This is a genomic window from Erythrobacter sp. CCH5-A1, assembly GCF_001557115.1.
Lineage (GTDB): Bacteria > Pseudomonadota > Alphaproteobacteria > Sphingomonadales > Sphingomonadaceae > Erythrobacter.
Genome location: NZ_LSKQ01000110.1, coordinates 1 through 23,063, shown reverse-complemented (window position 1 = coordinate 23,063; position 23,063 = coordinate 1). Strand labels below are relative to the sequence as shown.

Here is a 23,063-nt window from a genome sequence, read left to right as displayed (position 1 = left end):
CGGCGCGGATCTCGTCCGAACCGGTCGTGACCCCGCCCACCGTGGCGCGCACCTGGGCGATCATCGTCTCGAGCCGCCCGACCGAGGCGTTGAAGGCTTCCTGCAGCCGCTGGTGCTCGCCCGGTGGCATCGCCGCGATGCGATGCGAGAGGTCACCCGCCGCGAGCTTGTCCAGTGCGCCCGAAAGCGTCGCGACCACTTCGGCCTGCTCGGCCGAGCGGGCCTTGTCGGACTTCATCGCCGCGCGGAACGTCTCGATCGCGCGGGTCATCGTGCCGATTTCATCCGCACGGTGGTTGGTGGTGATCCCGGCATCGACATCGCCCGCCGCCATGTCGCGCATGGTCTCGATGGTGATGTAGATCGGCCAGAGCACCTTGCGGCGGAAGGCCAGATAGGCGGCCACGAAGCTCCCCAGAACCAGCAGCACCGCAAGGCACGCGCCGCCGATGATCAGGATCTGGATGAAGGCATTCTCGTCCATCGAGGCCGCGGTTTCCTTCTCGCTGCGGGCGACCAGATCGTTGATCCCCGCGCGGTGGGCACGGTAGATTTCCAGCAGCCGGCGGTGCGAGGCGGCCATGGCTGGCTGATCCCAGCGCCGCGCGGCGGGCTTCAGCGACTGGTTCACCTCGTCCCAGAAGGCCTTGCCGGTCGTTTGGGCGTTCGCCGCCAGACCGGCCTTCAGATCATCCGACAGCGCGCTCTGCGCCCAGCGTTGCTGGGAATCCCAATAGGTCTTCTCCTGATCGGCCAGCCGCTTCTCGTTGATCGCATAGGCATCGCGGTGGATGGTCATGATGCTCGCGTTGGCGAAGCTTTCGACAAGGAACATCGGCGGCGGCAGGATATCCGCGCGGAAATCCGACAGCATCTGCTCGCCATTGTCGAGCGGCCCGCCGTTGCGGATGTGATTGATCCCGATCCCGGCCAGCAGCAGGATCGCGGCCAGCATGGAGCACAGCGTCATGCCGGCGATACGCGAATACTGCTCGATCGTCATTGGAGCTTGCCTCGTCATGGCCCGGCCGCTGCAGTGCGCCGGAGTGATACAGGGTCTCCTCTACGCGCTTGGTCGATAAGCCGTCGCTGTCACGCCCCTATGCGCTTCCCCCTAGCCTGCGCGCGCGAATTTGTTCGGCGCTCGCGGCCTAATGCGAGCCGTCAATCAAGAGGCTGAGCGAACATGGCCAATGTACGGGTACTGGTAGTCGACGATTCCGCCGCGATGCGCGCGTTGTTCTGCGACATTCTCGACAATGCCAAGGGTGTCACCGTGTGCGGCACCGCCAAGAACGCCGACGAGGCCCGCGACCAGCTCGAAAAGCTGAGGCCCGATGTGCTGACGCTCGATGTCGAGATGCCGGGCAAGAGCGGGATGGAGTTTCTCGAGGAGGTGATGGAAACCCGTCCGATGCCGGTGATCATGCTGTCCTCGATCACGCAGGCCGGCACCGGCACCGCGCGCCGCGCGCTCGAGCTGGGCGCGGTGCATTGCTTCCCCAAGCCCTTGCACACCTCGCGCGAGGAGTTCGATGCGACCGTGCGCCAGCTCGGCGATATCGTGGTGAAGGCGGCATCGGGCGAGCTGAAGCCCGGCGGCGAGGGCGCCGAAGGCGGCGCTGGCGGGGCGAAATACCGCTCCGATGGCCGCATCGTCGCGCTCGCCTGCGGAGCGGCGGGGATCGAGAGCGCGCGCCAGGTGCTTGCCGCCTATGATGCCGGCTGTCCGCCGACGATCGTGCTGTTCGACGCCGACCCGAACGCGGTCGAAAACGCCGTGCGCGCGATGCGCCATTCGCTGCCGTGCCAGTTGGGCGATGCGGTCGATGGCGTCAGCCTCGAACCGGGCAAGGTGTGGCTGGCGCATGATCCGACCCGCCATGTCATCATCGAGGCGGGCGAGCCGCCGCGCCTCAGGCTCGTCGAGCGCGATCCGGTGAATGGCTGCCGCCCTTCGGCCGACCTCTTGTTCGGCAGTCTTGCGCGGAGCGGACTGCCCGCGCTCGGCGGGCTGCTCACCGGGAACGGCAACGATGGGGTGCGCGGCCTTGCGATCCTTGCCGAGACGAAGGGCAAGATCTTCGTCCAGCGCCCGGCCGACTACGCCCCGCGCGACCGCTATGACGCGGTGCGTGCGCAAGGCCTGGAGCTTGCCGACCTGCGGCAGGAGGCCATCCCGGACTGGATTCTCGAGCAGACCAACGCCGCCGCCTGAACCTGCCCTCACCTATCACTTCAGCCGCTTGGGAAATCGCGCCAGGCGAATAGTCTCTTTCCCGGGACAGGGAAGGGACAGGACATGACAGGGACACTTGCAGGCAAGGCCGCACTGGTGACGGGCGCCGCGCGCGGGCAGGGAAAGGCGATCGCGCTGGCGCTGGCCGAGGCCGGCGCGGATGTCGCGGTTTGCGATGTCGGCGCGGCGGCGATGGAAACGGTCGGCTATGCGCTCGGCGGGGCGCTGGGCGAGGTCGCGCAAGGCATTGAGGCACACGGGGTGCGCGCGCTCGCCATGGCTTGCGACGTGCGCGACATGGCGCAGGTCGAGGCTTTCGTCGCGGCGGCGATGGAGGCCTTCGGGCGGATCGACATCATCGTCAACAATGCCGGCATCCTCACCGGCGGCCGCCCCGCGCACGAGCTCGACGAGGCGATGTGGACCACGATGATCGACGTCAACCTCACCGGCGCATGGCGGGTGATCCGCGCCGCGGTGCCGCACATGATCGCGGGCGGTAGAGGTGGGAGGATCGTCAACATCGCCTCGGTCGCGGGGCATGTCGGCACCCCCGGCTATGCCCATTACTGCGCCTCCAAGCACGGTATGATGGGGCTGACCCGCGCGATGGCAGGGGAGCTGGCCGAGCACAAGATCACCGTCAACGCCCTGTGCCCCGGCCTCGTCGACACCCCGATGGTCGCGGCCGCGACCGACGATCTGGCCGCCGCGCGGGGGCTCGGGATCGAGGAGGCCTACGAACTCCAGCTCACCCCGCATCTCATCAAGGAAAAGATCACCTCCGAGCAGTCAGCGGCGGCGGTGATGTATCTGGTGAGCGAGGCGGCGCGGGTGGTGACGGGATCGGCACTGATGATCGACGCGGGCTGGTCTGCAACCTAGGTTGCGCTTGCCTTGGCGGGAGCGAAGGCGGACAAGGGTCCATGGCCACGGCAAACAGCGCTCACCCCGACGATCCGCATTATGTCCACCGCACCGGCTGGCTGCGCGCGGCGGTGCTGGGGGCGAATGACGGTATCATCTCGGTCGCCTCGCTGATTATCGGCGTGGCGGCGGCGACGCCCGAGGCCGGCCCCGTGCTGGTGGCAGGGGTGGCCGCCCTGATTGCAGGCGCGATGTCGATGGCGGCGGGCGAGTATATCTCGGTCTCCAGTCAGGCCGATTCCGAGCAGGCCGACATCGCCCGCGAGCAGGAGGCGCTTGCTGCCACGCCCGACGACGAGGAGGCCGAGCTTGCCGCGATCTACCGCGCGCGCGGCCTCAGCGAGGCCACTGCCGCGCTGGTGGCCCGCGAACTCAGCGCGCGCGATGCGCTGGCGGCGCATGTGCGCGACGAGCTGGGCCTCGCCGAACACCTTGCAGCCAATCCCCTGCAGGCGGCGCTCGCCTCGGGCGTGACCTTCAGTGCGGCCGCCGCCGTGCCGCTCATCGCCGCCTTGCTGGCTCCAGCGGGCGCGATCATGGTGACGGTGGTCGTGGTCTCGGTGTTGGCGCTGGCGGTGCTCGGCGTGCTCGGCGCGAAGGCGGGGGCCGCGCCGCTCGTCCCGGCGACCTTGCGCGTGGTCGGCTGGGGGGTCTTCGCCATGGCGAGCACGGCTGCCGTGGGCCGCCTGTTCGGCGTCAGCGTCTAGCGCAGCCAGTCAGAGTCAGCGTCCCGCCCTTCACCAGTGCCGCATGGGGCAGGGCGGTGACCGGATAGGCCTTGCCCCCCAGCGAGACGCCGACGGGGCCCTCCTTGCAGCCCGCCTGTTCGATGGTCAGTTCGGCGCGCCCCGGAACCCGCAGCACCGCGCGCGGGGTCAGCGGCAGGCCTGCGACATAATGCGCGCTGACCGGATCGAGCGGGTAGAAGCCCAGCGTCGCGAAGACATACCAGGCGCTCATCTGCCCCGCATCCTCGTTGCCGACGAGGCCATCGGGGGTGTCGCGATAGAAGCTCTCCGCGATCCGCCGCACCAGCGCCGCGGTGCGCTCAGGGCGGTCGGTGTAGGCATATAGCCATGCGACATGGTGGCTCGGCTCGTTGCCGTGGGCATATTGCCCGATCATCGCCTCCTGCCCGAGATATTCCGCGCCCTTGGTCACCGGCAGCTCGAAGAAGAACCGGTCGAGCATCGCGCCCGCCGCTTTCCTGCCGCCCAGCGCTTTCACGAGGCCCTCGGGGTCGTGGAGCGCAGGCGTCCAAGTATATTGCCAGGCGTTCGCCTCGGTATAGTCGCCCGGGTTGTTGAGCGGTGATGTGGGCGTGAGCGGATCGAAGGGTTCGCGCCACTTGCCCGCCGCATCGCGCCCGCGGGCCAAACGCGTTTCGGGGTCGATCAGCTTGCGCCAGCTTTCCGCCCGCTTGCCGAAGCGCTTCGCCTCGGCCGTGTCTCCCAGCATCGCCGCCATGCGCGCGGTCGCCGCATCGCCGATCCCCGCCTCGAGGCTGCGCGACACCGCCTCGCCGCCGGTGGCGTCGGTGGGGTAATAGCCGTAGCGATCATAGAGCGACCATTGCGAGATCGAGTGGTCGCCCTCGTAGATGGGCGAGGCATCGCGGGTTGATGTCGCGACCATCGCCGCCAGGGCGCGCTGGCCGTCGAAGCCGCGAAACCCCTTGGCCCAGGCCTCGGCGATGACGGGAAGCGCGGGTTCGCCGATCATCGTGCCGGTCTCCCCGCCCCAGATCGGCCACTTGGGCAGGCGCCCAGCCGCCTGCTGGTGATCGAGCAGCGAGGCCACGAAATCGTCCACCCTTTCAGGAACCAGCAGAGTGTAGAGCGGATGGGCGGCGCGGAACGTGTCCCACAGCGAGAAGGTGGAGTAGCGCAGGTGCCCCTTTGGCGCGGTGCGGATGGTCCCGTCGGGCCCGCGAAAGCGACCGTCCGCATCGCTCACCACCGAGGGGTGGAGGAAGACGTGGTAGAGCGCGGTGGTGAACACCCGCTGCTGGCCTTCGGGCCCCTCGATCGTGGCGCGCGCGAGCAGCGCGTCCCACTCGGCCCGCGCGGCAGCGGCGAGGGCGTCGAAGTCCCAGCCGAACACCTCGTCCCGGTTGCCGCGCGCGCCTGCGGGGTCGGTGGTCGCCATCCCCGCCTTGACCAGCAAGGTGCTCTCGCCTTCCGGCAGATCGAAGGCGAGCACGTAGCGCGGCGCCGCGTCCCCCTTGCGCGGGGGCAGGGTCTCGACCGCCGCGATCGGGCGGTTGAAACGCACGCTCCAGGCGATTGTGCGCTTGGTCCAGTTGCGGCGGAATGCTTCGCCTTCGAAGCTGTCGGTGCCGAAGCGGTTGGTGATGGACTGCACCGGCTGTTCATCGGTGCGGAAGGTGAGCCCGTGCTGGAGATCGACCAGCACCCACACGCGCCCGCTCTGCGCGAAGGTGTAGCGGTGCATCGCGCTGCGCAAGCTGGAGGTCAGCTCCACCTTGACGCCGTTGTCCGGCAGGGTGACGGCGTGATATCCCGCGCGCGCCACCTCGTCCGCCTTGCCGCTCGCCATCGCCGCGCGGCGGGTGGCGGACGGCATCAGCAAGACATCGCCCAGCTCCGGGATCCCTGTCCCGCTCGCCCGCGTGTGCGAGAAGCCGATGATCTGCGGCGCGCGGTACTGGTAGCCCGAGGTGTAGTCCCACCCGGTATCGGCATTGTCGGGCCCGGGCTGGATCATCCCGAAGGGACGCGCAGGTCCGGGGAAGGTGTGCCCGGTGCCGTCGGTGCCGATGAAGGGATCGACGTAAGCCGAGGGGCCGGGGGCCGGGGGCGCGGGCGTTTCGGGCTGCGCACCGGTGGGCGCGGCGGCAGTCATGAGTGCCACCACCCCTGCGACCAGACGCTTCCATGCCTTCATGCGGAGCTCCTCCCCCTCCTGCGCTCATGCATAGCAGGTTTGGCGGGCCGGCAAGCCCTTTGCAGATTGCTCCCATGCGGCGAATTTCTGTCCGATCCTTGTCATTTCGGCTCGCACGGCAGGCCTGACCCGTTGACGCGCACCCGCCAAGTCTGTTCTATCCTTGACCTATGGACACCGGCGCACTCTGCGAGCCGATTGCGCTCGATCCGGCCTCCTCGGTCCGGGTCGAGCGCGTGCTGCGCCCTGCCACCTCGAGCGCGCCCGAGCCCTTTCCGCATTTCCATGAGCCGGCCGAACTGATCTGGTTTGCCCGCGCCGAGGGCAGCGTGGCGACCGAATGGGGCATGCTCCCCATTTCGGACGGTACGCTGCTGTTCCTGCCCGCGATGACCACGCATGATTTCCGCCTCGATCCCGGGGCGACCGAATGGGTGCTGGTGCATTGCGACGCATCCTTGGGCTACGAGAACCTCTCCGCCGCGCAGGCGATCCGGCCCGGCGCGGCAGTCGCGGCGCGGCTGGCGGCGGGGTTCGACTGGCTGGTGGCGCTCGCCGAGGCGCCTGGCCGGGCGGGGGATGTGGTGATGCTCACCCGGCTGTTGCTCAACGAGCTGCCGGGCACTGCACCTCAGGCCGAGACGACGGCCGCTGAACGCAGCCTCCACCGCCTGCGCCCTGCGCTCGATCTGGTGGTCCAGGCCGATTTCCGGCTGGTGACGGTCGAGGAAGCGGCGGCGCGCTGCCACCTCTCGCCGACATATTTCTCGCGCGCCTTTGCCCGAGCCTTCGGCGTCGGATTTGCCGAATATGCCCGGCAATTCCGCCTGCGTGCCGCCGCCCGCAGCCTCATGACCGAGGGCGCGCGGGTCTCGGACATCGCCTGGCGCAGCGGGTTCCAGACGCCCTCGCACTTCACCGCCGCCTTCCGGAAGCGCTTCGGCGTCTCGCCGAGCGACTTCCGACGGCGCTATCTGGCGGGGCGGTAGAGCGCGGTCTGCCACGCGCGCAGGGGCTTGCGCTCGCCCGAGATGAGGTCGGGCCCGTCACCCGCCAGCGCGGGGACGGCGGCAGGGGCGCCGGTGAGGTTGGCGACGATCACCAGCCGCTCGCCATCGAAGACGCGCTCGACCGCGAGCATTCCGGCCGGCGCCTCCAGCACCCGCTGCGTGCCGCGCGCGAGCGCCGGATGGGCGGCGCGCAGGGCGAAAAGCTTGCGGTAGTGATTGAGCAACGAGGCAGGGTTGCCATCCTCCTCCTCGACCGACACGCCGTCGTGGTCGCGGGCATAGCGCTGGTCCCAGTAGCGCTCGCCCGGACGCCTGTACCACAGCGCCTGCCCCGGAGCGGCGTCGGTCGCGGCCCACTTGAAGGCCTCGCGCATCGGAATGTCGCGCTCGTCGGTAGTGTAGCCCGCGTCATAGGCGCCGCGCATGCCGAGCTCCTGCCCGTAATAGACGATCGGCGTGCCGCGCAGCAGGAACATCAGCGCTGCTGCCGTTCTGAGGCGCTCGGGGCTGATGCCGGGGTCGGAGGCGATGCGGCTGACATCGTGGTTCTCGGCGAAGATCATCTGGGTCTTGCCCGGCGGCGTCACCTCGCCCGTGCGCGTGATCGCTTGCGCCAGCGCGGCGGCATCGAACTTGCGGATCGCGTCGTGGATCGGGAAGGCGAAAACCGCGCTGACATCGGCGCGGGCGAGGTAGTCCTCGCCATATTTCCAGTCCCACTGTTCGGCGAGGAAGGCGAGATCTGGATTTGTCGCGCGCAGCTTGGCGATGGCGGGATTCCAGAACTCCTCGAACAGGTTCGTCAGCCGCCCCTTGCTGTCGAGATCGTCCATCATGTGATCGAGCCGGAAGCCGTCGACCCCGTCGTCGAACTGGACGTCGCCATTGGGGTCGACCCAGCCTGCGAGATAGCGGTCGAAATAGGCGCGCACATCGGGGTGTTTGAGCGCGACCGTGGTCACCCCGTGGGTGTCGCGCCCGAAATGGCGGATTTCCCTGAGGCCAAAGGGGCCTTCCTCGGCGATGCCCGCCGCGCGGTCGTCCCACAGCATCCAGTCGTTGTAGGGCGAGGCGCGGTCGGCCATCGCTGCCGACCACCACGGGTGGCCCTCGGCAAGATACTGGAACTCCATGTCGAGAAAGACCTTGATGCCCTTGGCATGGGCGTCGGCGATCAGGCGCTGCAAGTCGGCGCGGGTGCCGTAGCGCGGGTCGATCCCCTCGAAATCGGTGGCGAAGTAATTGTGGTAGGTGCGCCCCGGGTAGAGCGGGGTCATCAGGATCGCGGTGACGCCGAGCTTTTCGAGATAGGGCAGCGCCTGCCGCACGCCCTCGAGATCGCCGTGGCCATCGCCGTTGCTGTCGCGGAAACTGCGCTGGAAGATGTGGTAGACGACCTCGCCCTCGAGCACGTCGCGCGCCGGTTCAGGCGCGGCGGCGGCGGGCTGGGCGGCGTGCAGCGCAAGCGCGCTGGCGAAGGCGGCCACCAGGGCGGCGGGGGCGCGTTTCATCGGTGATCCTCTCTGTTATGGGCGGCAGGATAATCTGTCCGATCCCTGTCGTCTGTCGGCCATGCTTGCGCTGTGGCGGTCAAAAACTGTCGATTCCATGCGCTGGGGCAAGTTGCGCAAGACAAGCGGGGGCGGCTTTGTGCACAGGTCCCGCGTGACTGCCGTGACCGACCCCGCCGCCGACAAAGCCGCCGACTCAGGCGACCCCTTCGGCCCCGCCCGCCGCGCGGATGGCGTGCTGGTGGTGGATTTCGCGGGCGAGCCGATCCCGATGATCCTCGGCCACCGCGCGGTGCGGGCGGCGGCGCGCGACTGGCAGACCTTCAGCTCCGACGCGCCGGGCCGCGTGCCGATCCCCGAGGAGACGGCGGTCCGCTCGGTGCGCCAGCTGCCGATCGAGACCGATCCGCCTGCGCACAAGGCATGGCGCGATCTGCTGAAGCCGACCTTCATGCGCCCCGTCCAGCCCGATTACATCGCCGCGATCGACGCGCTGGTCGCGCGCGCGATCGATGCTGCCGCCACCGCAGGCGAGATCGAGGTGGTGCGCGGCTTTGCCCTGCCGCTGCAATCGCGCGCGCTCACGCTGCTGCTGGGCCTGCCCGAGTCCGAGGCGGAGGAATGGATCGGCTGGGGCGTTCACGTGTTCCGCGATGGCACGGACAGCACGACCAAGGGATCGGCGCTCGACCGCCACATCCGCGCCCGCATCGCCGCAGCGCGCGCCGCGCCAGGGGAGGATTTCTTCGGCGCGATGACCCGCATGGCGATTGGCGGCCGCCCGCTCACCGACGACGAGATGGCCGGGATCGCCAACCTCGTCTTTGCCGGCGGGCGCGACACGGTGATCACCGCAGTCTCGGCGATCATCGCCTTCTTCGCCGAGAACCGTGCGGCACTCGATGCGCTGTGCGCCGATCCCCGGCGGATCCCCTTCGCGGTCGAGGAATTCGTCCGCGTCACCTCGCCGCTCACCCATATCGGGCGGGTGTGCCCGCGCGGCGCCGAGGTCGGCGGGCAGAGGGTCGTCCCCAACGCGCGCGCCTCGCTGTGCTGGGCCTCGGCCAATTTCGACGAGTCCGTGTTCGATAGCCCCGAGGAAGTGCGCCTCGACCGCGCGCCCAACCCGCATCTGGGCTTCGGCAGCGGGCACCACAACTGCCTCGGCGCAGCGCACGCGCGCACGCTGCTGCGCAGCCTCATCCGCCAGCTCGGCGCGCGCACCCGCGCGATCACCGTGCTCGCGGCCGAGCCGGGCGCGGAGCGCTATGGCGACCTCGTCCGCACGGTGGGTTTCCGGAGCCTCACCGTGCGGATCGAGAGCAACTAGAAGTCGTAGGTCAGCGAGGCCTTGAAGGTGCGCGGGGCTCCCAGCTGCAGATCGGGCCGGAAGCTGTCGAAGGCCGAGGCCCAGTAGTCCGCGTCCGCGACGTTATCGATGGTGACGCGCATGGTCAGCGGCCTGCCCGCCACCACCGCCACATAGCGCGCGCCGATGTCCACCCGCGTCCAGTTCTCGATAAACAGGGTGTTGGCGATGTTCGCCGCCTGCTCGCCGGTGTGCACCACGCGGCCGGTGAGAGTGAGCGCGGGGACGAAGGGCACGTCCCATTCGAGGTTGGCGTTGACCAGATATTCGGGCACGCCGACCGCCTGCGCGCCCTCGTTCACCCCGTTCTGGGTACGGCGCAGCTTGGCGTCGATAACCGATCCGCCCGCGATCAGGCGCAATCCCTCGGCCAGGTCGCCCGCGATGGTGAACTCCACCCCGCGGTTGCGCTGCACGCCGAAGGGACCGAATTCCAGCGCGCCTGTCGTGGTGGGCGAGGGACGCAGGATCGCCGTCTCGCGGTCAATCTGGAAGGCGGCGAGCGACAGGTCGATCCCGCCCAGCGCCAGCTTGCCGCCGATCTCGTATTGCTCGGAGACGAAAGGCGGCAGCGCCGCGCCCGCATTGGTCACCGGCAGCGGCGCGCCGCCCGCGGGATTCGCGCCGCTCGCGGGGGCAACGGCGCCCTGCACCAGCCCCTCGATCCGGTTGGCATAGAGCGAGACGCCTGCGGCAGGCTTCACCACCACGCCGAAGACGGGGGTGACCTTGCTCTCGTCATACTCGCTCGTCAGCGCGCCGCCGAAATAGGAGTAGGAGCGGGTGCGGATCGCCTGCACGCGCAGACCCGCGGTGAAGAGCACCCGGTCATCCGCAAAGCCGAGCGTGTCCGACACGAAGCCGCTCGTCAGCCGGGTGCGACCGATGGGGAAGGGATCGGCCAGATCACCGCCCGCGAAGGTCACCGTCTGCGACGGCGTGACGGCAACGGGCGCGTAGAGATTGTTCGCTTCCGGCGAGAGCGCGAAGAACTCGTAGGCGTTGCGGTTGACCAGCCAGTTGATCGCGCCGCCCGCATTGACCTCGTGGCTGATCCCGCCGGTCGCAAACTTCGCGCGCACCCCGGCGGTGGCGGCCTCGTTGTTGTCGGTGCGCGGGATGAAGGAGCTGCTGACATTGATCGCGCCGGTCGCGGCGTTGGTGAGCGTGGGCGTGCTGTAGATGCCCTCTTCCGCCCCGTCGCGCGCGCCGAAGGCGGCGTAGACCATGACGCCGGGCGCGATGTCGTATTCGATCCGCGCCTGGCCGAAGATGTCGCGCAGGGTGGTGTATTGCCACGGCTGGCCGAAATTGGTCGAGGCGTCAGGCGCCTCGGGGATGACGGCGAGCCCGGCGATCGAGAGCTTGGGCCGGAAGTGCGAGACCTTGACGCGCTGGTAGGCAACATCGAGCGAGGCGCGCAGCGGCCCCGAATTGTAGTCGATCGCGGCTCCGAGCACATAGGTGCTGCGGAATTCGTCGTCGATCGCCACGTCGCCTCCGCGCGCGGTGCCGTTGACGCGGATGCCCCATTCGCCGCCCGCGCCGAAGCGCCGCGCGATGTCGAAACTGCCGCCGATGTGCTCGGGACCCGTGAAGCCTGCCGTCACGCGGTTGAGATCGGCCGTCCCGGCGCGCTTGGGAATCAGGTTGACGCTCCCGCCCAGTCCCGTGCCGCCGGGGGCCGCGCCGTTGAGAAAGGCGCTCGACCCGTTCAACACCTGCACCGACTGGTAAAGCTCGGGCGCGGCCAGCTGGCGCGGCATGATGCCGTAAAGCCCGTCATAGCCCACGTCGTCGCCCGCGAGCGCAAAGCCGCGGATCACGAACAGTTCGCCCGCGATCCCGAAGCCGGTGGTGGTGCGGATCGTCGGGTCGTTCTCCAGCACCTGCCCGAGCGTCTGCGGCTGCTGGTTGAGGACCAGCGCCTCGTTGTAGCTGCGGATCGAGAAGGGAACGTCGGCCGCGTCCTTGTCGCCGAGCACGCCGACGCTGCCTGCCTGCTCGACTCCCGACTGGTTGGCGCGTTGGGCGGTGACGATGATGGTGGTCTCGTCGCCCTGCTCCTGCGCGGTGGCCGGGAGGGCGGGGAGCGCGAGCGCAATGGCGGTGGCGGTCAGCAGGCGGCAACGGAGGAGAGAAACAGTCACTCTGGGTTCCTTGGTTGGTGGGGAGAGGGAAATCGGGTTCAGCGGCGGCTGCAGCGCATCGCGGCGGCTACCGCGACAAGCGGCGCGGCGAGCGCGGCCCAGGCGGCACCATCGCGCCAGCCGTCACCCGTCAGCGCGATGACGAGACCCGCGATGCCGAGCACGAAGAGCGCGAGCGGCCATGCGAAGATCGCCGGGAGGGAACGGGGCCGGCTCATTCGGCGGGTTCGGCGACAGGCACGGGCACCGGGGCGGACGGGGCGGGGGCAGCGGCTGGGGCCTTGCGCTTGCCCAGCCACAGATACAGCCCGGTCCCCAGCACATGGATCGTGAACAGCGTCAGCGCCGCCCACAGCAGCTTCAATGGCAGCCCGCCGTAATCGCCGAAATGGAGCGGACGCGAGAGCGAGAGCGCCTGATAGTACCACGGCATCGGCCGCGCGGCGGTAAAGGTGCCGGTCTCGGCATCGACCAGCGCGGGCGTCAGCAGGCGCTCGGTCAGCGGCGTGTCTCCCTGAAAGAACACCGCGTAGTGGTGGTTCGAGCTGAAGGTGCCGCCGGGAAAGGCGATGAATTGCGGGTTGTTGCCGGGAAGCCGCCCGCGGGCGGCGGCCATGGCCTTGTCGAGCGAGCCGTAGCGCGCCGGATCGAGCGGAGCGCGCCCGGCATATTCGCGGGTCATCGCGGCGAGCTCATTGGCTTTCCACGCGGCCTCGATCGGCACGGCAAAGGCGTTGATCACGCCCGTCACCCCCACCACCAGCATCCACGCGAGCGCGGTGATGCCGAGGAGGTTATGGTAATCCAGCCACTTGGTGCGCGCGGCTCGGGCCGTGCGCAGCGTGCCGAAGTCGAGCTTGCGCATGAAAGGCGCGTAAAGCACCACGCCCGAGACCAGCGCGGCGACGAAGCACAGCCCCATGACGCCGAGGAACAGCATGCCGGGCAGGCCGAGAAACATGTCGGTGTGCAGCTCGAGGATGAAATGCATCACTGCCGCAACACCGCTGACGCTGTCCTCGTTCACCGCCTCTATCAACCTGCCGGTCGAACGGTCGAAGGACTGGATGGTCATCTCGGCCGCGGGCGCATCGGGGCGCGGGCCGGTGGTGATCGTCATCGAGGGCTGGTCGTTGTCGAAGGCCATGTAGAGCGGCACCTCGCCCGGCCGGTTGGCAAGCGCGCGGGCGAGCATCGTGTCCAACGACAGCAGCCCCGGTGCGGTGCCCGAGGAGCCGACGCCCGGCATGCCGAAGCGGGGCGGTTCCCCGGTCAGCCGGTCGATCTCGTCATGGAAGATCAGCGGCAGGCCGGTGACGCACAGCATCAGCAGGAAGGCGGTTGAAATGAGGCTCGACCACTTGTGGACCCACGCCCAGGCCCGAATTCCGGTGCGGGTCATGCCCGTGGCTCCCGCGGGGAGCACGAGCCCGCGACCCGAGTCGCGACAGCGGAAGTGGTATCGGCTTCAAGCATGGAAGACCCCTGTCTTGTCTGTGGGGAGCGGTTAGCAGGGGGTCGATTATTTGTAAATGCGAATCAATCGCAATTATCTGCGGATTGCATGGAGCCCCCGTTTTGCGAGGGGCATTGTCGGGCTTCGACGAAGGTTGGCGGTGGCCGAACCAGTTGGACCTTCTCACCTTGCGATCGGTTCCGCCCGGGCAACGCAGAAGTTCATCCTGGCGAGGGGTTGTAGATAATATCGAATCGCATTCGCAAAAAGGTTCGACAGTGGTCGCTGGTCATTTGAGCGAGCGTGGCCCTGGCCCGCGTGTCGCCTGGTCGCATGCCGCGCCTGCGTTGTTCGGCCGCGTGCCCATATTGCGCCATATCCCGCTCTGTGTGGAGCGATGATTGCGCTAACTTTTCGCTTTTCCATCGCAGCGACTCAGCGATGAGCGCGTCAATCACCTGGTTAAGCCAAGGCAATCAAAGGTGTTGGACCGAATTGTACTGGTCCCTGCCCACATTGCAGCCCGATTGACTTCTGAAGATTCCTGAATATAACGAACCCAATGGTAGCGCTATCATACATGCCGACGCGGCATGAGGCGCTTCCATCAGAGTGGCGCCAATGCCACCAATGGGAGGGAGATCAGTCATGAAGGCTTTGGCCTCAAATAGCGTTCGTCGTCGGCCCGCGTCCAGCGGGACCCGGATCTTGCTTTCGGCCAGCGCATCGGCGCTCGCGCTCGGCCTGATGGCCGCGCCGGCGGCGGCGCAGGATGCCGCGGACCAGTCCGAAACACCGGAAAGCGAAGGGCAGGAAATCATCGTCACCGGCGTGCGTGCCAGCCTTGAACGCGCGATGGATCTCAAGCGGAATGCCTTCGGCGTGGTCGATGCGATTTCGGCCGAAGACATCGGCGAGTTCCCCGACACCAACCTCGCCGAATCCCTCCAGCGCATCCCTGGCGTCTCGATCAGCCGCATCAATGGCGAAGGCTCGCAGGTCACGGTCCGCGGCTTCGGCCCGCAGTTCAACCTCGTTACCGTCAACGGGCGCCAGATCGCGACCACCTTCGTCAATGCCGTCGGCGGCGACCAGGATGTCGACTTCAGCCGCGCGACCGGCCGTTCGTTCGATTTCAACAACCTCGCCTCGGAAGGCGTGCAGCGGCTCGAGGTCTACAAAACCGGCCGCGCGGCGATCCCTTCGGGCGGCATCGGGGCGGCTATCAACGTCGTGACCGCGCGCCCGCTCGAGATGAAGGGCGAGGGCCTGCGCGGCAGCATCGGTGCCAAGGCGCTCTATGACCTCAGCAATTCGGACTTCACGATCAACCCGGAATTCTCCGGCGTCATCACCTGGACCGATCCCAGCGACACCTTCGGCGTCTCGCTGTTCGGCGCCTATCAGGAGCGCAGCAGCGCCGCGGCGAGCGCCACCTCCAACGCCTGGAACGTCGCGCCCTTCTCGCAATTCCCCGGCCGCGGCGCGGCGACAGTCGTCACCGGCGCGCCGAGCAGCCCCGATACGCTGGTCGCGGTGCCCAACGACAGCCGCTACCACTTCTCGGAGTTCGAGCGCGAGCGCCTGAACCTTGCCGGTACGGCGCAATTTCAGCCGACCGAAACGCTCACCTTCACGGCTGACGCGATGTATGTGACCAACAGTCTGAGCGAGCAGCGCACCGATCAGACCAACTGGTTCAACCGCCCGTTCGACACGATCACCTTCGATCCCAGCGATGCCGTGCCGACCTCGATCTTCATCTCCGAGGGCAGCGGCTATGCCACCAAGGATCTGGGTTTCGAACAGCAATACCGCGCGACCAAGACCGAACTCCAGTCCTATGGCCTCAACGCCGAATGGGAGATCGGATCGGGCTTTACCCTGCGGCTCGACGGCAACCATTCGCTGTCCACCTCCGACCCGGATTCGGCCAATGGGGCGAGCTCGACCCTCGTCAGCCTCGGCGCGCCGGTGGTCGATTCGCACTCGGTCGACTTCTCGGGCCCGGTGCCGATCCAGCGCTACGTGGTCAATGACCGCGGGCTCGGCACCGACGGCATCCGCGGCACGGCCGACGACCGTGGCAACAACAATGGCGTGCTCGACATCGGCGACCTGGGCACGCAGATCCAACGCACCAATGCCTCGCGCCAGCGCCACCGGATCGACCAGTTCAGCGTCGACCTCGGCTGGGAGTTCGATGAAGGCAGCCGCTTCGATATCGGCGCCCGCTACATCGATTCGAGCATGACGAGCGCGCGTGTCCAGACCCAGCAGACGCTGGGCGACTGGGGCATCAACAATGTCGGCGACATCCAGGCGCAGGCGGGCAACCTGGTCGAGCAGTTCTGCCTCGCCTGCCAGTTCGACCGCTACGCCGTGGGCGACGCGGGGATCGCCTTCCGCGGCAATGCCGTCGACCTGTTCCAGATCTTCGAACCCTTCTACGCCGCGCGCGGCAATCCCAACAACATCACCGGCAACGAATTCGACCGCGTTGGCGAAGAGATCTGGTCGGCCTATGCCCAGTTCAACTGGGATGGCCAGATCGGCGACCGTCCGGCCAATCTGGTGGCCGGCGTGCGTTGGGAAAACACCAAGACCACCTCGTTCTCGCTGGTCGACCAGCCGCTTCGCATCGAATGGGATTCGGACAACGACTTCACCCGCGTGGTGAGCGGCAACATCGCCGAGATCACCCGCACGGGCGAATACAACGAGCTGCTGCCCTCGATCGACTTCCGGATCGAGCCGGTCGACGATGTTGTGGCCCGCGTGTCCTACTCCAAGACGCTCGCCCGGCCCGATTACGGCAACCTGTTCGCCTCGCAATCGGCCAACGGCCCGGATCGCCCGACGCTGCTTGGCGGGATCGCCGCAGGCACGCAGGGCAACCCCGATCTCGACCCGCTGGTCTCGGACAACTTCGACATCAGCCTCGAATGGTACTTCGCTCCGGCGAGCTTCATTTCGGGGGCCTTCTTCTACAAGAAGGTGTCGAACTTCGTCGGGATCGGCCAGGTCGAGCAGAACCTGTTCGGCCTGCGCGATCCCACCACCGGCGCGGCCGGCACCCGTTCGGGCGCGGCGGCGGCGGAGATCGCCAACCTCGGTGCGGTGCTGAGCGATGTCAGCCTGTTCACCTTCACCGCTCTGATCGATGCCAACAACGGCAACGTCGCCGCCGCGCGCCAGCAGTTCCAGGCGAACCTCGGCGCAAACGGGCAGCTCGATCAGGCCTTCGTCGATACCGTCCTCGCCCAGCGGGACGTGATCGCCAACGGCACCGATCCGCTGTTCGTGTTCGACGTGGCGACCCCGATAAACAACCGGGAAGGCAACATTCACGGGTTCGAACTGCAGGGCCAGTACTTCTTCGGCGACAGCGGTTTCGGCGTCTCGGGCTCGCTGACCAAGGTGTACGGCGATGTCGATGTGAACATCCTGTCGGACCCCAACACCGATGTCTTTGCGCTGATCGGTCTTTCGGACAGCTACAATATTACCGGGATCTACGACAAGGACGGCCTGTCGGCGCGCGTCGCCTACAACTGGCGCGGCAAGTTCCTCGGCGGGGTCAACCGCGGGGGGGCACGCAACCCGGTGTTCTTCGATGACTTCGGCACCTTGGATGCCAGCGTCAACTGGGACTTCAACGAAAGCCTCGCCTTCAGCCTCGAAGCGGTGAACATCCTGAGCGAACCGATCCGCTCCTTCGGGCGCGACGAGAAGCAGCTGTTTTTCGCGCAGGAGCTGAAGCCGCGTCTGTTCGCCGGGGTGCGCTACCGGTTCTGACACCGCGCATCGCGCAAGGAAACGGGGGAGGGGGCCTGCGACGGGGCAGGCCGCCTCCCCTTCCTGCGTTGAGATTCCAGCACTCGTGCGGCACTATGCCGAAACGTGCGAACGAACCGGGCGGGACGGGATGAGCAAGGTTCTCCTCAACAATGTCGACCACCACGATCTGCGCCTGATCGCGCGCGGCGGGCGTGCCTTTGGTGACAGCGTCAATCAGGTGCTGGTCTATCCGACCGAATTCGAGGCGGCGGCGCGCGAATTTCCGATCCTGCTGCGCCCTGATGCCGAGGGCCGCCTGCGCCCGGTGGCGGTGCTTGGGCTGGACCGGGACGACAACCTGTTCCTCGGCCCTGACGGCAGCTGGCAGAGCGCTTATGTCCCGGCGGTGCTCGACGCGCGCCCCTTCGCGATCGCCGCGGCGGAGGGCACGGGCGAGCTTCAGATCCTCGTCGATCCCGACCACCCGCGCCTGTCGCGCACCACGGGCGCGCCGCTGTTTCTCGAACATGGCGGACAGGCCCCGGCACTGGAGGCGATGCTGGGCACCTTGCGGGCGATCTATGTCGGCAATGGCCTGCTCGATCCGCTGGTCGAGGCGCTGAGCGGCGCGGGGCTGCTGCGGGCGTTCGACATCCAGCTGCGCGCCGGGCCCGACCGGGCCTATGCCATTTCCGATGCGCAGACGATCGACCGCGAGCGGCTGGCAGCGCTCGGCGGCGGGGAGCTGGACACACTCCACCGCGCGGGCTTCCTCCATTCGGCCTTCATGCTCGCCGCCTCGCTGGGTAACATGCAGCAGCTGGCCAACCGGATGGCCGCGCGCGCACTTGCGGGCGCGGCGGCATGAGCGGATGGGGCACGCCGGCCCGCCGCCTTGCAGGGGTCGATCCTGCCGCGATCCCGTTCGATGACCTGTTCGCCGCACAGGCACCGGTGGTGCTCGAAGGCGTGGCCTCGCATTGGCCGGTGGTTGAGGCCGGGCGCGAGGGCGCTGCCGCCGCTGCCGCCTATCTGCGCGGACACGCGGGGGACGCGCCGGTCACGGTCTACACCGGCCCGCCCGAAATCGCCGGGCGGTTCCATTATGACGCCAAGGTCTCCGGCTTCAATTTTGCGAGCGCCCGCGCGCCTTTGGGCGAAGTGCTCGATGCGCTGATTGCGGCCGAGGGCGATCCGCAGGCTCCGGCGATCTATGTTGGATCGACCGATATCGACCAATTCCTCCCCGGCTTCCGCGCCGCCAACGACCTTGCGCTCACTCACCCCGATTTCGCGCACAAGCCCCCGCTGGCGAGCATCTGGATCGGCAACCGCACGACGGCCGCGGCGCATTACGACATCTCGCACAACCTCGCTTGCTGCCTTGCGGGCGCGCGGCGGTTCACGCTGTTCCCGCCCGACCAGATCGCCAATCTCTACCCGGGCCCGCTCGAGCCGACACCCGGCGGGCAGGTGGTGACGATGGTCGATTTGGCCGCGCCCGATCTGGCGCGCTTCCCCCGTTTCGCGCAGGCGATGGAGGCCGCGATCATCGCCGACCTCGCGCCCGGCGACGTGCTCTATTACCCGGCAATGTGGTGGCACCAGGTCGATGCCCTCGCGCCGTTCAATGTGCTGGCGAACTACTGGTGGAACCCGGTGCCTGCCTTCCTCGACACGCCGCAGACGACATTGCTGCACGCGCTGCTCAGCTTGCGCGACCGGCCGGCGGGCGAGCGCGCGGCGTGGCGCGAGGTCTTCGATTACTACGTCTTCGGCGACGATGCCCCGGCAGCGGGCGCGCATCTGCCCGAACATGCGCGCGGGCCGCTCGCGCCGCTCGATGCGCTCGCGGCGCGGCGGTTGCGGGCACAGGTCGCGGCGCGGCTCAACCGGTAGGGAGGAACAAGGCGATGGGACAAGGCAAGCCGGTCAGAAAGGTCGTGATCGCAGGCGGCGGCACCGCCGGCTGGACCGTGGCGGCGGCGCTGGTGAAAAATCTCGGCCCGCTGATAGAGATCGTGCTGGTCGAATCCGACGCAATCGGCACCGTCGGCGTGGGCGAGAGCACCATCCCCACGGCCCGCCGCTTCCACGAATTGCTGGGGCTGGACGAGGCCCAGTTCCTGCGCGCCACGGGGGCGAGCTTCAAGCTGGGCATTTCCTTCGAGAACTGGACCCGCGAGGGGGAGCGGTATTTCCACTCCTTCGGGGTCACCGGCCGCTCGACCTGGATGGCCGATTTCCAGCACATGTGGCTCGAGGCCCGCGCGCTGGGCGTGGCGGGGCCGCTGGGCGATTACAGCCTCGAAACGCAGGCTGCGCTCGCGGGCAAGTTCCGCACCGGCGGCAGCGTGCCGCTCAACTATGCCTACCACCTCGATGCGACCGCCTACGGCCTGTTCCTGCGCGACTTCGCCGAGAAGCTCGGCGTCACCCGCCATGAGGGCCGCATCCTTGAGGTGCGGCGTGACGGCGAGAGCGGCGACATCGCCGCGCTCGCGCTGGATGACGGTTCGGTTGTCGCGGGCGACCTGTTCATCGACTGCACCGGCTTTCGCGGGCTGCTGATCGAGGAAACGCTGGAGACCGGGTTCGAGGACTGGACCCACTGGCTCTCCACCGACCGCGCGCTCGCGGTGCAGACCGCCGCCGCGGGGCCCGCGCGCCCCTATACCCGCGCGATCGCGCATGATGCTGGCTGGCAGTGGCAGATCCCGCTCCAGCACCGGGTCGGCAACGGCCTGGTCTATGCCAGCGCCCACCTGTCCGACGATGCCGCGCTTGACCGCCTCAAGGGCAGGCTCGAAGGCGAAATGCTGACCGAGCCGCGCGTGATCCGCTTCCGCACCGGCACCAGGGCCAAGGCGTGGAACCGCAACTGCATCGCCATCGGCCTGTCATCGGGCTTCGTCGAGCCGTTGGAATCGACCTCGATCCACCTCATCATGATCGCCGTCACCCGGCTGATGCAGCTGTTCCCCTTCGACGGCGTGACCGCGGCACTGGCCGACCGTTTCAACCAGCTCTCGCGCACCGAGCTGGAGGGCATCCGCGATTTCATCATTCTCCACTACCATCTCAACGCCCGCGAGGGCGAGCCCTTCTGGGACGGCTGCCGCGCGCTCGACCTTCCCGAAAGCCTCGCCAGCCGGATCGCCCTGTTCCGCGAAAGCGCCACGGCCTTCCAGGCGAGCGACGAGCTGTTCCGGATCGATTCCTGGGTGCAGGTGATGCTGGGGCAGGGGCTCAAGCCCGAGGCGCATCACCGGCTCGGCCAGATGATCGGGCGCGAGCGGTTGGGACGGAGCCTCGCGGAACTGGCGCAGGGCATCGGCAAGGCCGTGGCGGGCCTGCCGAGCCATCAGGCCTTCCTCGATCACCTCGCTGCGCCGGTGGCGGCATGAAGCACGCGCGCGCGCCGGGGTGCATGGGCGGGCGGGCAGGAAGTGGTCGGGGAGACAGGATTATTTTCTAGCTAGCCGTAAGCAGATGAAGGGATTGAAAAACATTGACTTGAAGGGGTAGTGACCCCAGAAAGTGCCCCAGATTGGTGCCCCTGTAGGGCATCGTGGGAGGCACATGGCGCGTTACCTGAAGCGGAGAAAACGGGGCTGGTACTTCCAGCTCGAGATACCGGCACACCTGCGTGAGCACTTCGGTGGACGTGCTCGGGTCGAACAGACGCTTTCGACGCGGGATGAGAGGCTTGCCGAGGCCAAAGCCAAGCAGTTGGCCGGTGAATACAAGCTGCGTTTCCTCGCCCTTGAAGGCGTGCCCCAGGCCAAGCAGGCGCTAACTCGCAGCACCTACGACGACTCAGTGAAGGCCGTGCTTGAGAATGAGATCCTGGCCTTTGGCAGACCCGAAGACGATCCTGTCGACCTCGGCGTCGAACTCGCAGTCGACAAGATTCTCGACAAACCAGGGCGGCGATATGACGAGGATGGTGATCCGATCCTGAGTGTAGACGAGGAGGCCGCGCTCAGGGGACTCCTAGACGGGCTGCGGCTGCGCAAGGGCAAGAAGCCCAACCATCGCGAGCGCTATGAGCCGAACTTCCAGACGGTCGCGAACGAGTGGATCGGCAGCTGGGAAACTAGCAGGGATCGACGTCCCAGCAACACCGCCTCACAGTATCGCTCGGCCATAAGGATCTTCGTCGACTTCTGGGGCGACCGGTCGATCCGCGAGGTGACCGAGAGGGATGCCGCCGCCTTCGTCGAGTTGCTGAAGAAGCTGCCGCCAAACTACGGGCGCGGCGGGTTGACGGGTCTATCGCTTCAGCAGTCCATCGATGCAGCAGAAGGAGAGCAGCGGGGTCTCGCTCCGGCCACCATCAAGCGGCACATGGTCGTGCTGAGCCAGATCTGGGCTTGGGCGAAGCAGCATGGGCGTTGCAGCGGGGACAACCCTTTCAAGCTCAAGCTGCCGCAGGTGAAGAAGAAGGCCTATCTCGCGTGGGAGACTCCCGATCTCGAGAAGCTTTTCCTCCACCTACCGAAGCGGGAGGACATCGTCGAGGTCTTTGTCGCCGCGCTGTACACCGGCATGCGGCTCGGTGAACTCGCGGAGCTCACCTGGGGGCGCGTCCGGTCTGAGGAGGGGGTGGACTATATCCTGGTCGAGGACGCCAAGACCGAGGCCGGTCGGCGCAAGGTGCCGATCCATTCCCAGCTTGGCTGGCTGCTCGCGAAGGACAAGGGAGGGGCGGACGAGCTGGTCTGGCCCACTTTCAAGCCTGAGGGGCCACGCAAGAGTGGCACCGGCGATGCCTCGAAGCTTTTCGGTGCTTGGAAGCGGGCAGCTGGCTTCACCAGCCGCAGGTTCACTTTCCACTCGGCGCGGAAGAACTTCGTCAGCCAGCTCGAGCAGCGCGGCGTCCATCAGTCTGAGGTGGCGCGGCTGGTGGGTCACGAAGCGGGCTTCACCTATGGGATCTATTCGCCCCAGGGGCTCAACCTCGCTCGCCTGAAGGAGCTGGTGGAACTCGTTCAGTACCCCAAGGCCATCAGCCCGAAGCGCTCGTAAGCCCGCTGCTGACTTCACTGATATGGTTGCGTTTCTTCACCGTTGCGGCATGGTGCGGCCATGGGGACGCCGGAGGAAGAAGCGCGAAAACTGATCGACGCCCAGCTCGAGGCGGCTGGGTGGGTGATCCAGGATCGCCAAGCGCTTAACCGCAAGGCGTCCCTCGGGGTCGCCGTGCGCGAGTATCCTATGGCCTCCGGTCCCTGCGATTACCTGCTGCTCGTCGACGGGAAAGCCTGCGGGGTGATCGAGGCCAAGCCTGAGGGCAACACATTGTCGGGCGTTGCCGATCAGTCCTCGCGTTACCAACACGGCGCACCAGAGCAGCTTGCTAGCTGGGGCTCTCCCCTGCGCTTCGGATATGAGGCGAGCGGGGCCGAGATCATGTTCGCGGACCGTGCCGACCCATCCCCTCGATCCCGCCGCCTCTTCGCCTTCCACAAGCCCGAAACGCTGCTGGAATGGCTCAAGTCAGGTTCGAGCGTGCGGGCACGCCTCACACAGATGCCCCCGCTGGACACCCAAGGGCTCCGCGAGTGCCAGGTCGAGGCCATTGAGGGGATCGAGCACTCGCTCGCCCAGGACCAGCCGCGCACCCTGATCCAGATGGCCACCGGCGCGGGCAAGACTGTCGCGCGACAATCAGAATGAGAATGCGCGACAATCAAGATGAGAATCCGGTG

The 23,063-nt window shown here is 67.6% G+C and carries 17 protein-coding genes; 11 read left to right on the top strand and 6 right to left on the bottom strand.

Features of this window, described 5'->3' with window-relative positions; translation table 11 throughout:
• Positions 1-1,003: methyl-accepting chemotaxis protein (locus tag AX708_RS05770; RefSeq protein WP_197425879.1), on the bottom strand; the 1,003-nt coding region annotated here is incomplete at its 3' end.
• Positions 1,004-1,186: 183 nt separating this feature from the next.
• On the opposite strand from AX708_RS05770, the gene AX708_RS05765 reads away from it, so the two are divergent.
• The 3 genes from AX708_RS05765 (at position 1,187) to AX708_RS05755 (ending at position 3,873) form a co-directional block, all read left to right on the top strand.
• Positions 1,187-2,218, top strand: coding sequence for a chemotaxis protein CheB (locus AX708_RS05765; RefSeq protein ID WP_066525854.1), 1,032 nt, complete (start codon positions 1,187-1,189; stop codon positions 2,216-2,218).
• Positions 2,219-2,302: 84 nt separating this feature from the next.
• Positions 2,303-3,124 (top strand): SDR family NAD(P)-dependent oxidoreductase, encoded by an 822-nt coding sequence (locus AX708_RS05760; protein WP_066525849.1) that lies wholly within the window; start codon positions 2,303-2,305, stop codon positions 3,122-3,124.
• A gap of 41 nt (positions 3,125-3,165) precedes the next feature.
• Positions 3,166-3,873 (top strand): VIT family protein, encoded by a 708-nt coding sequence (locus AX708_RS05755; RefSeq protein ID WP_066525846.1) that lies wholly within the window; start codon positions 3,166-3,168, stop codon positions 3,871-3,873.
• On the opposite strand, the gene AX708_RS05750 is transcribed toward AX708_RS05755, so the two are convergent.
• Positions 3,863-6,073, bottom strand: a complete 2,211-nt coding sequence (locus AX708_RS05750; RefSeq protein WP_066525843.1) for a GH92 family glycosyl hydrolase — start codon at positions 6,071-6,073, stop codon at positions 3,863-3,865. The genes AX708_RS05755 and AX708_RS05750 overlap by 11 nt on opposite strands.
• Before the next feature lie 170 nt (positions 6,074-6,243).
• Here AX708_RS05750 and AX708_RS05745 point away from each other — a divergent pair, with 170 nt between their 5' ends.
• Positions 6,244-7,062, top strand: a complete 819-nt coding sequence (locus AX708_RS05745) for a helix-turn-helix transcriptional regulator (RefSeq protein WP_066525841.1) — start codon at positions 6,244-6,246, stop codon at positions 7,060-7,062.
• On the opposite strand, the gene AX708_RS05740 is transcribed toward AX708_RS05745, so the two are convergent.
• Positions 7,044-8,594, bottom strand: coding sequence for an alpha-amylase family glycosyl hydrolase (locus tag AX708_RS05740; protein ID WP_066525840.1), 1,551 nt, complete (start codon positions 8,592-8,594; stop codon positions 7,044-7,046). The two genes, AX708_RS05745 and AX708_RS05740, sit on opposite strands and share 19 nt — an antisense overlap.
• Positions 8,595-8,757: 163 nt before the next feature.
• Between AX708_RS05740 and AX708_RS05735 the strand changes: the two genes are divergently transcribed.
• The gene (locus tag AX708_RS05735) at positions 8,758-9,924 is read left to right on the top strand and encodes a cytochrome P450 (protein WP_066525865.1); all 1,167 of its coding nucleotides are present in this window, start codon (positions 8,758-8,760) and stop codon (positions 9,922-9,924) included.
• On the opposite strand, the gene AX708_RS05730 is transcribed toward AX708_RS05735, so the two are convergent.
• The 3 genes from AX708_RS05730 to AX708_RS05720 are packed head-to-tail and all read right to left on the bottom strand — an operon-like array spanning position 9,921 to position 13,515.
• Positions 9,921-12,113: a TonB-dependent siderophore receptor gene (locus AX708_RS05730; RefSeq protein ID WP_066525837.1), complete on the bottom strand. Its 2,193-nt coding sequence runs from the start codon at positions 12,111-12,113 to the stop codon at positions 9,921-9,923. The two genes, AX708_RS05735 and AX708_RS05730, sit on opposite strands and share 4 nt — an antisense overlap.
• Positions 12,114-12,151: 38 nt before the next feature.
• Positions 12,152-12,331, bottom strand: a complete 180-nt coding sequence (locus AX708_RS05725; protein ID WP_066525835.1) for a hypothetical protein — start codon at positions 12,329-12,331, stop codon at positions 12,152-12,154.
• Entirely contained in the window at positions 12,328-13,515 is a 1,188-nt protein-coding gene (locus AX708_RS05720) for a PepSY domain-containing protein (RefSeq protein ID WP_066525833.1), read from the bottom strand. Before AX708_RS05720 ends, AX708_RS05725 begins: the two co-directional genes overlap by 4 nt.
• 762 nt (positions 13,516-14,277) lie before the next feature.
• Here AX708_RS05720 and AX708_RS05715 point away from each other — a divergent pair.
• The 6 genes from AX708_RS05715 (at position 14,278) to AX708_RS05690 (ending at position 23,031) form a co-directional block, all read left to right on the top strand.
• The gene (locus tag AX708_RS05715; RefSeq protein WP_233999614.1) at positions 14,278-17,367 is read left to right on the top strand and encodes a TonB-dependent receptor; all 3,090 of its coding nucleotides are present in this window, start codon (positions 14,278-14,280) and stop codon (positions 17,365-17,367) included.
• Positions 17,368-17,497: 130 nt separating this feature from the next.
• Positions 17,498-18,217 carry a SapC family protein gene (locus AX708_RS05710; protein WP_066525831.1) on the top strand — a complete coding sequence of 240 codons (720 nt, stop codon included), beginning with the start codon at positions 17,498-17,500 and terminating at the stop codon, positions 18,215-18,217.
• On the top strand, positions 18,214-19,248 hold the full coding sequence (locus AX708_RS05705; RefSeq protein ID WP_066525829.1) for a cupin-like domain-containing protein: 1,035 nt from the start codon (positions 18,214-18,216) through the stop codon (positions 19,246-19,248). Before AX708_RS05710 ends, AX708_RS05705 begins: the two co-directional genes overlap by 4 nt.
• 14 nt (positions 19,249-19,262) lie before the next feature.
• On the top strand, positions 19,263-20,756 hold the full coding sequence (locus AX708_RS05700) for a tryptophan halogenase family protein (protein WP_066525827.1): 1,494 nt from the start codon (positions 19,263-19,265) through the stop codon (positions 20,754-20,756).
• A 175-nt stretch (positions 20,757-20,931) separates the two neighbouring features.
• Entirely contained in the window at positions 20,932-22,380 is a 1,449-nt protein-coding gene (locus AX708_RS05695; RefSeq protein ID WP_066525824.1) for a site-specific integrase, read from the top strand.
• 60 nt (positions 22,381-22,440) lie between these two features.
• Positions 22,441-23,031: a DEAD/DEAH box helicase family protein gene (locus AX708_RS05690; protein WP_067489660.1), complete on the top strand. Its 591-nt coding sequence runs from the start codon at positions 22,441-22,443 to the stop codon at positions 23,029-23,031.
• Positions 23,032-23,063: the final 32 nt, after the last annotated feature.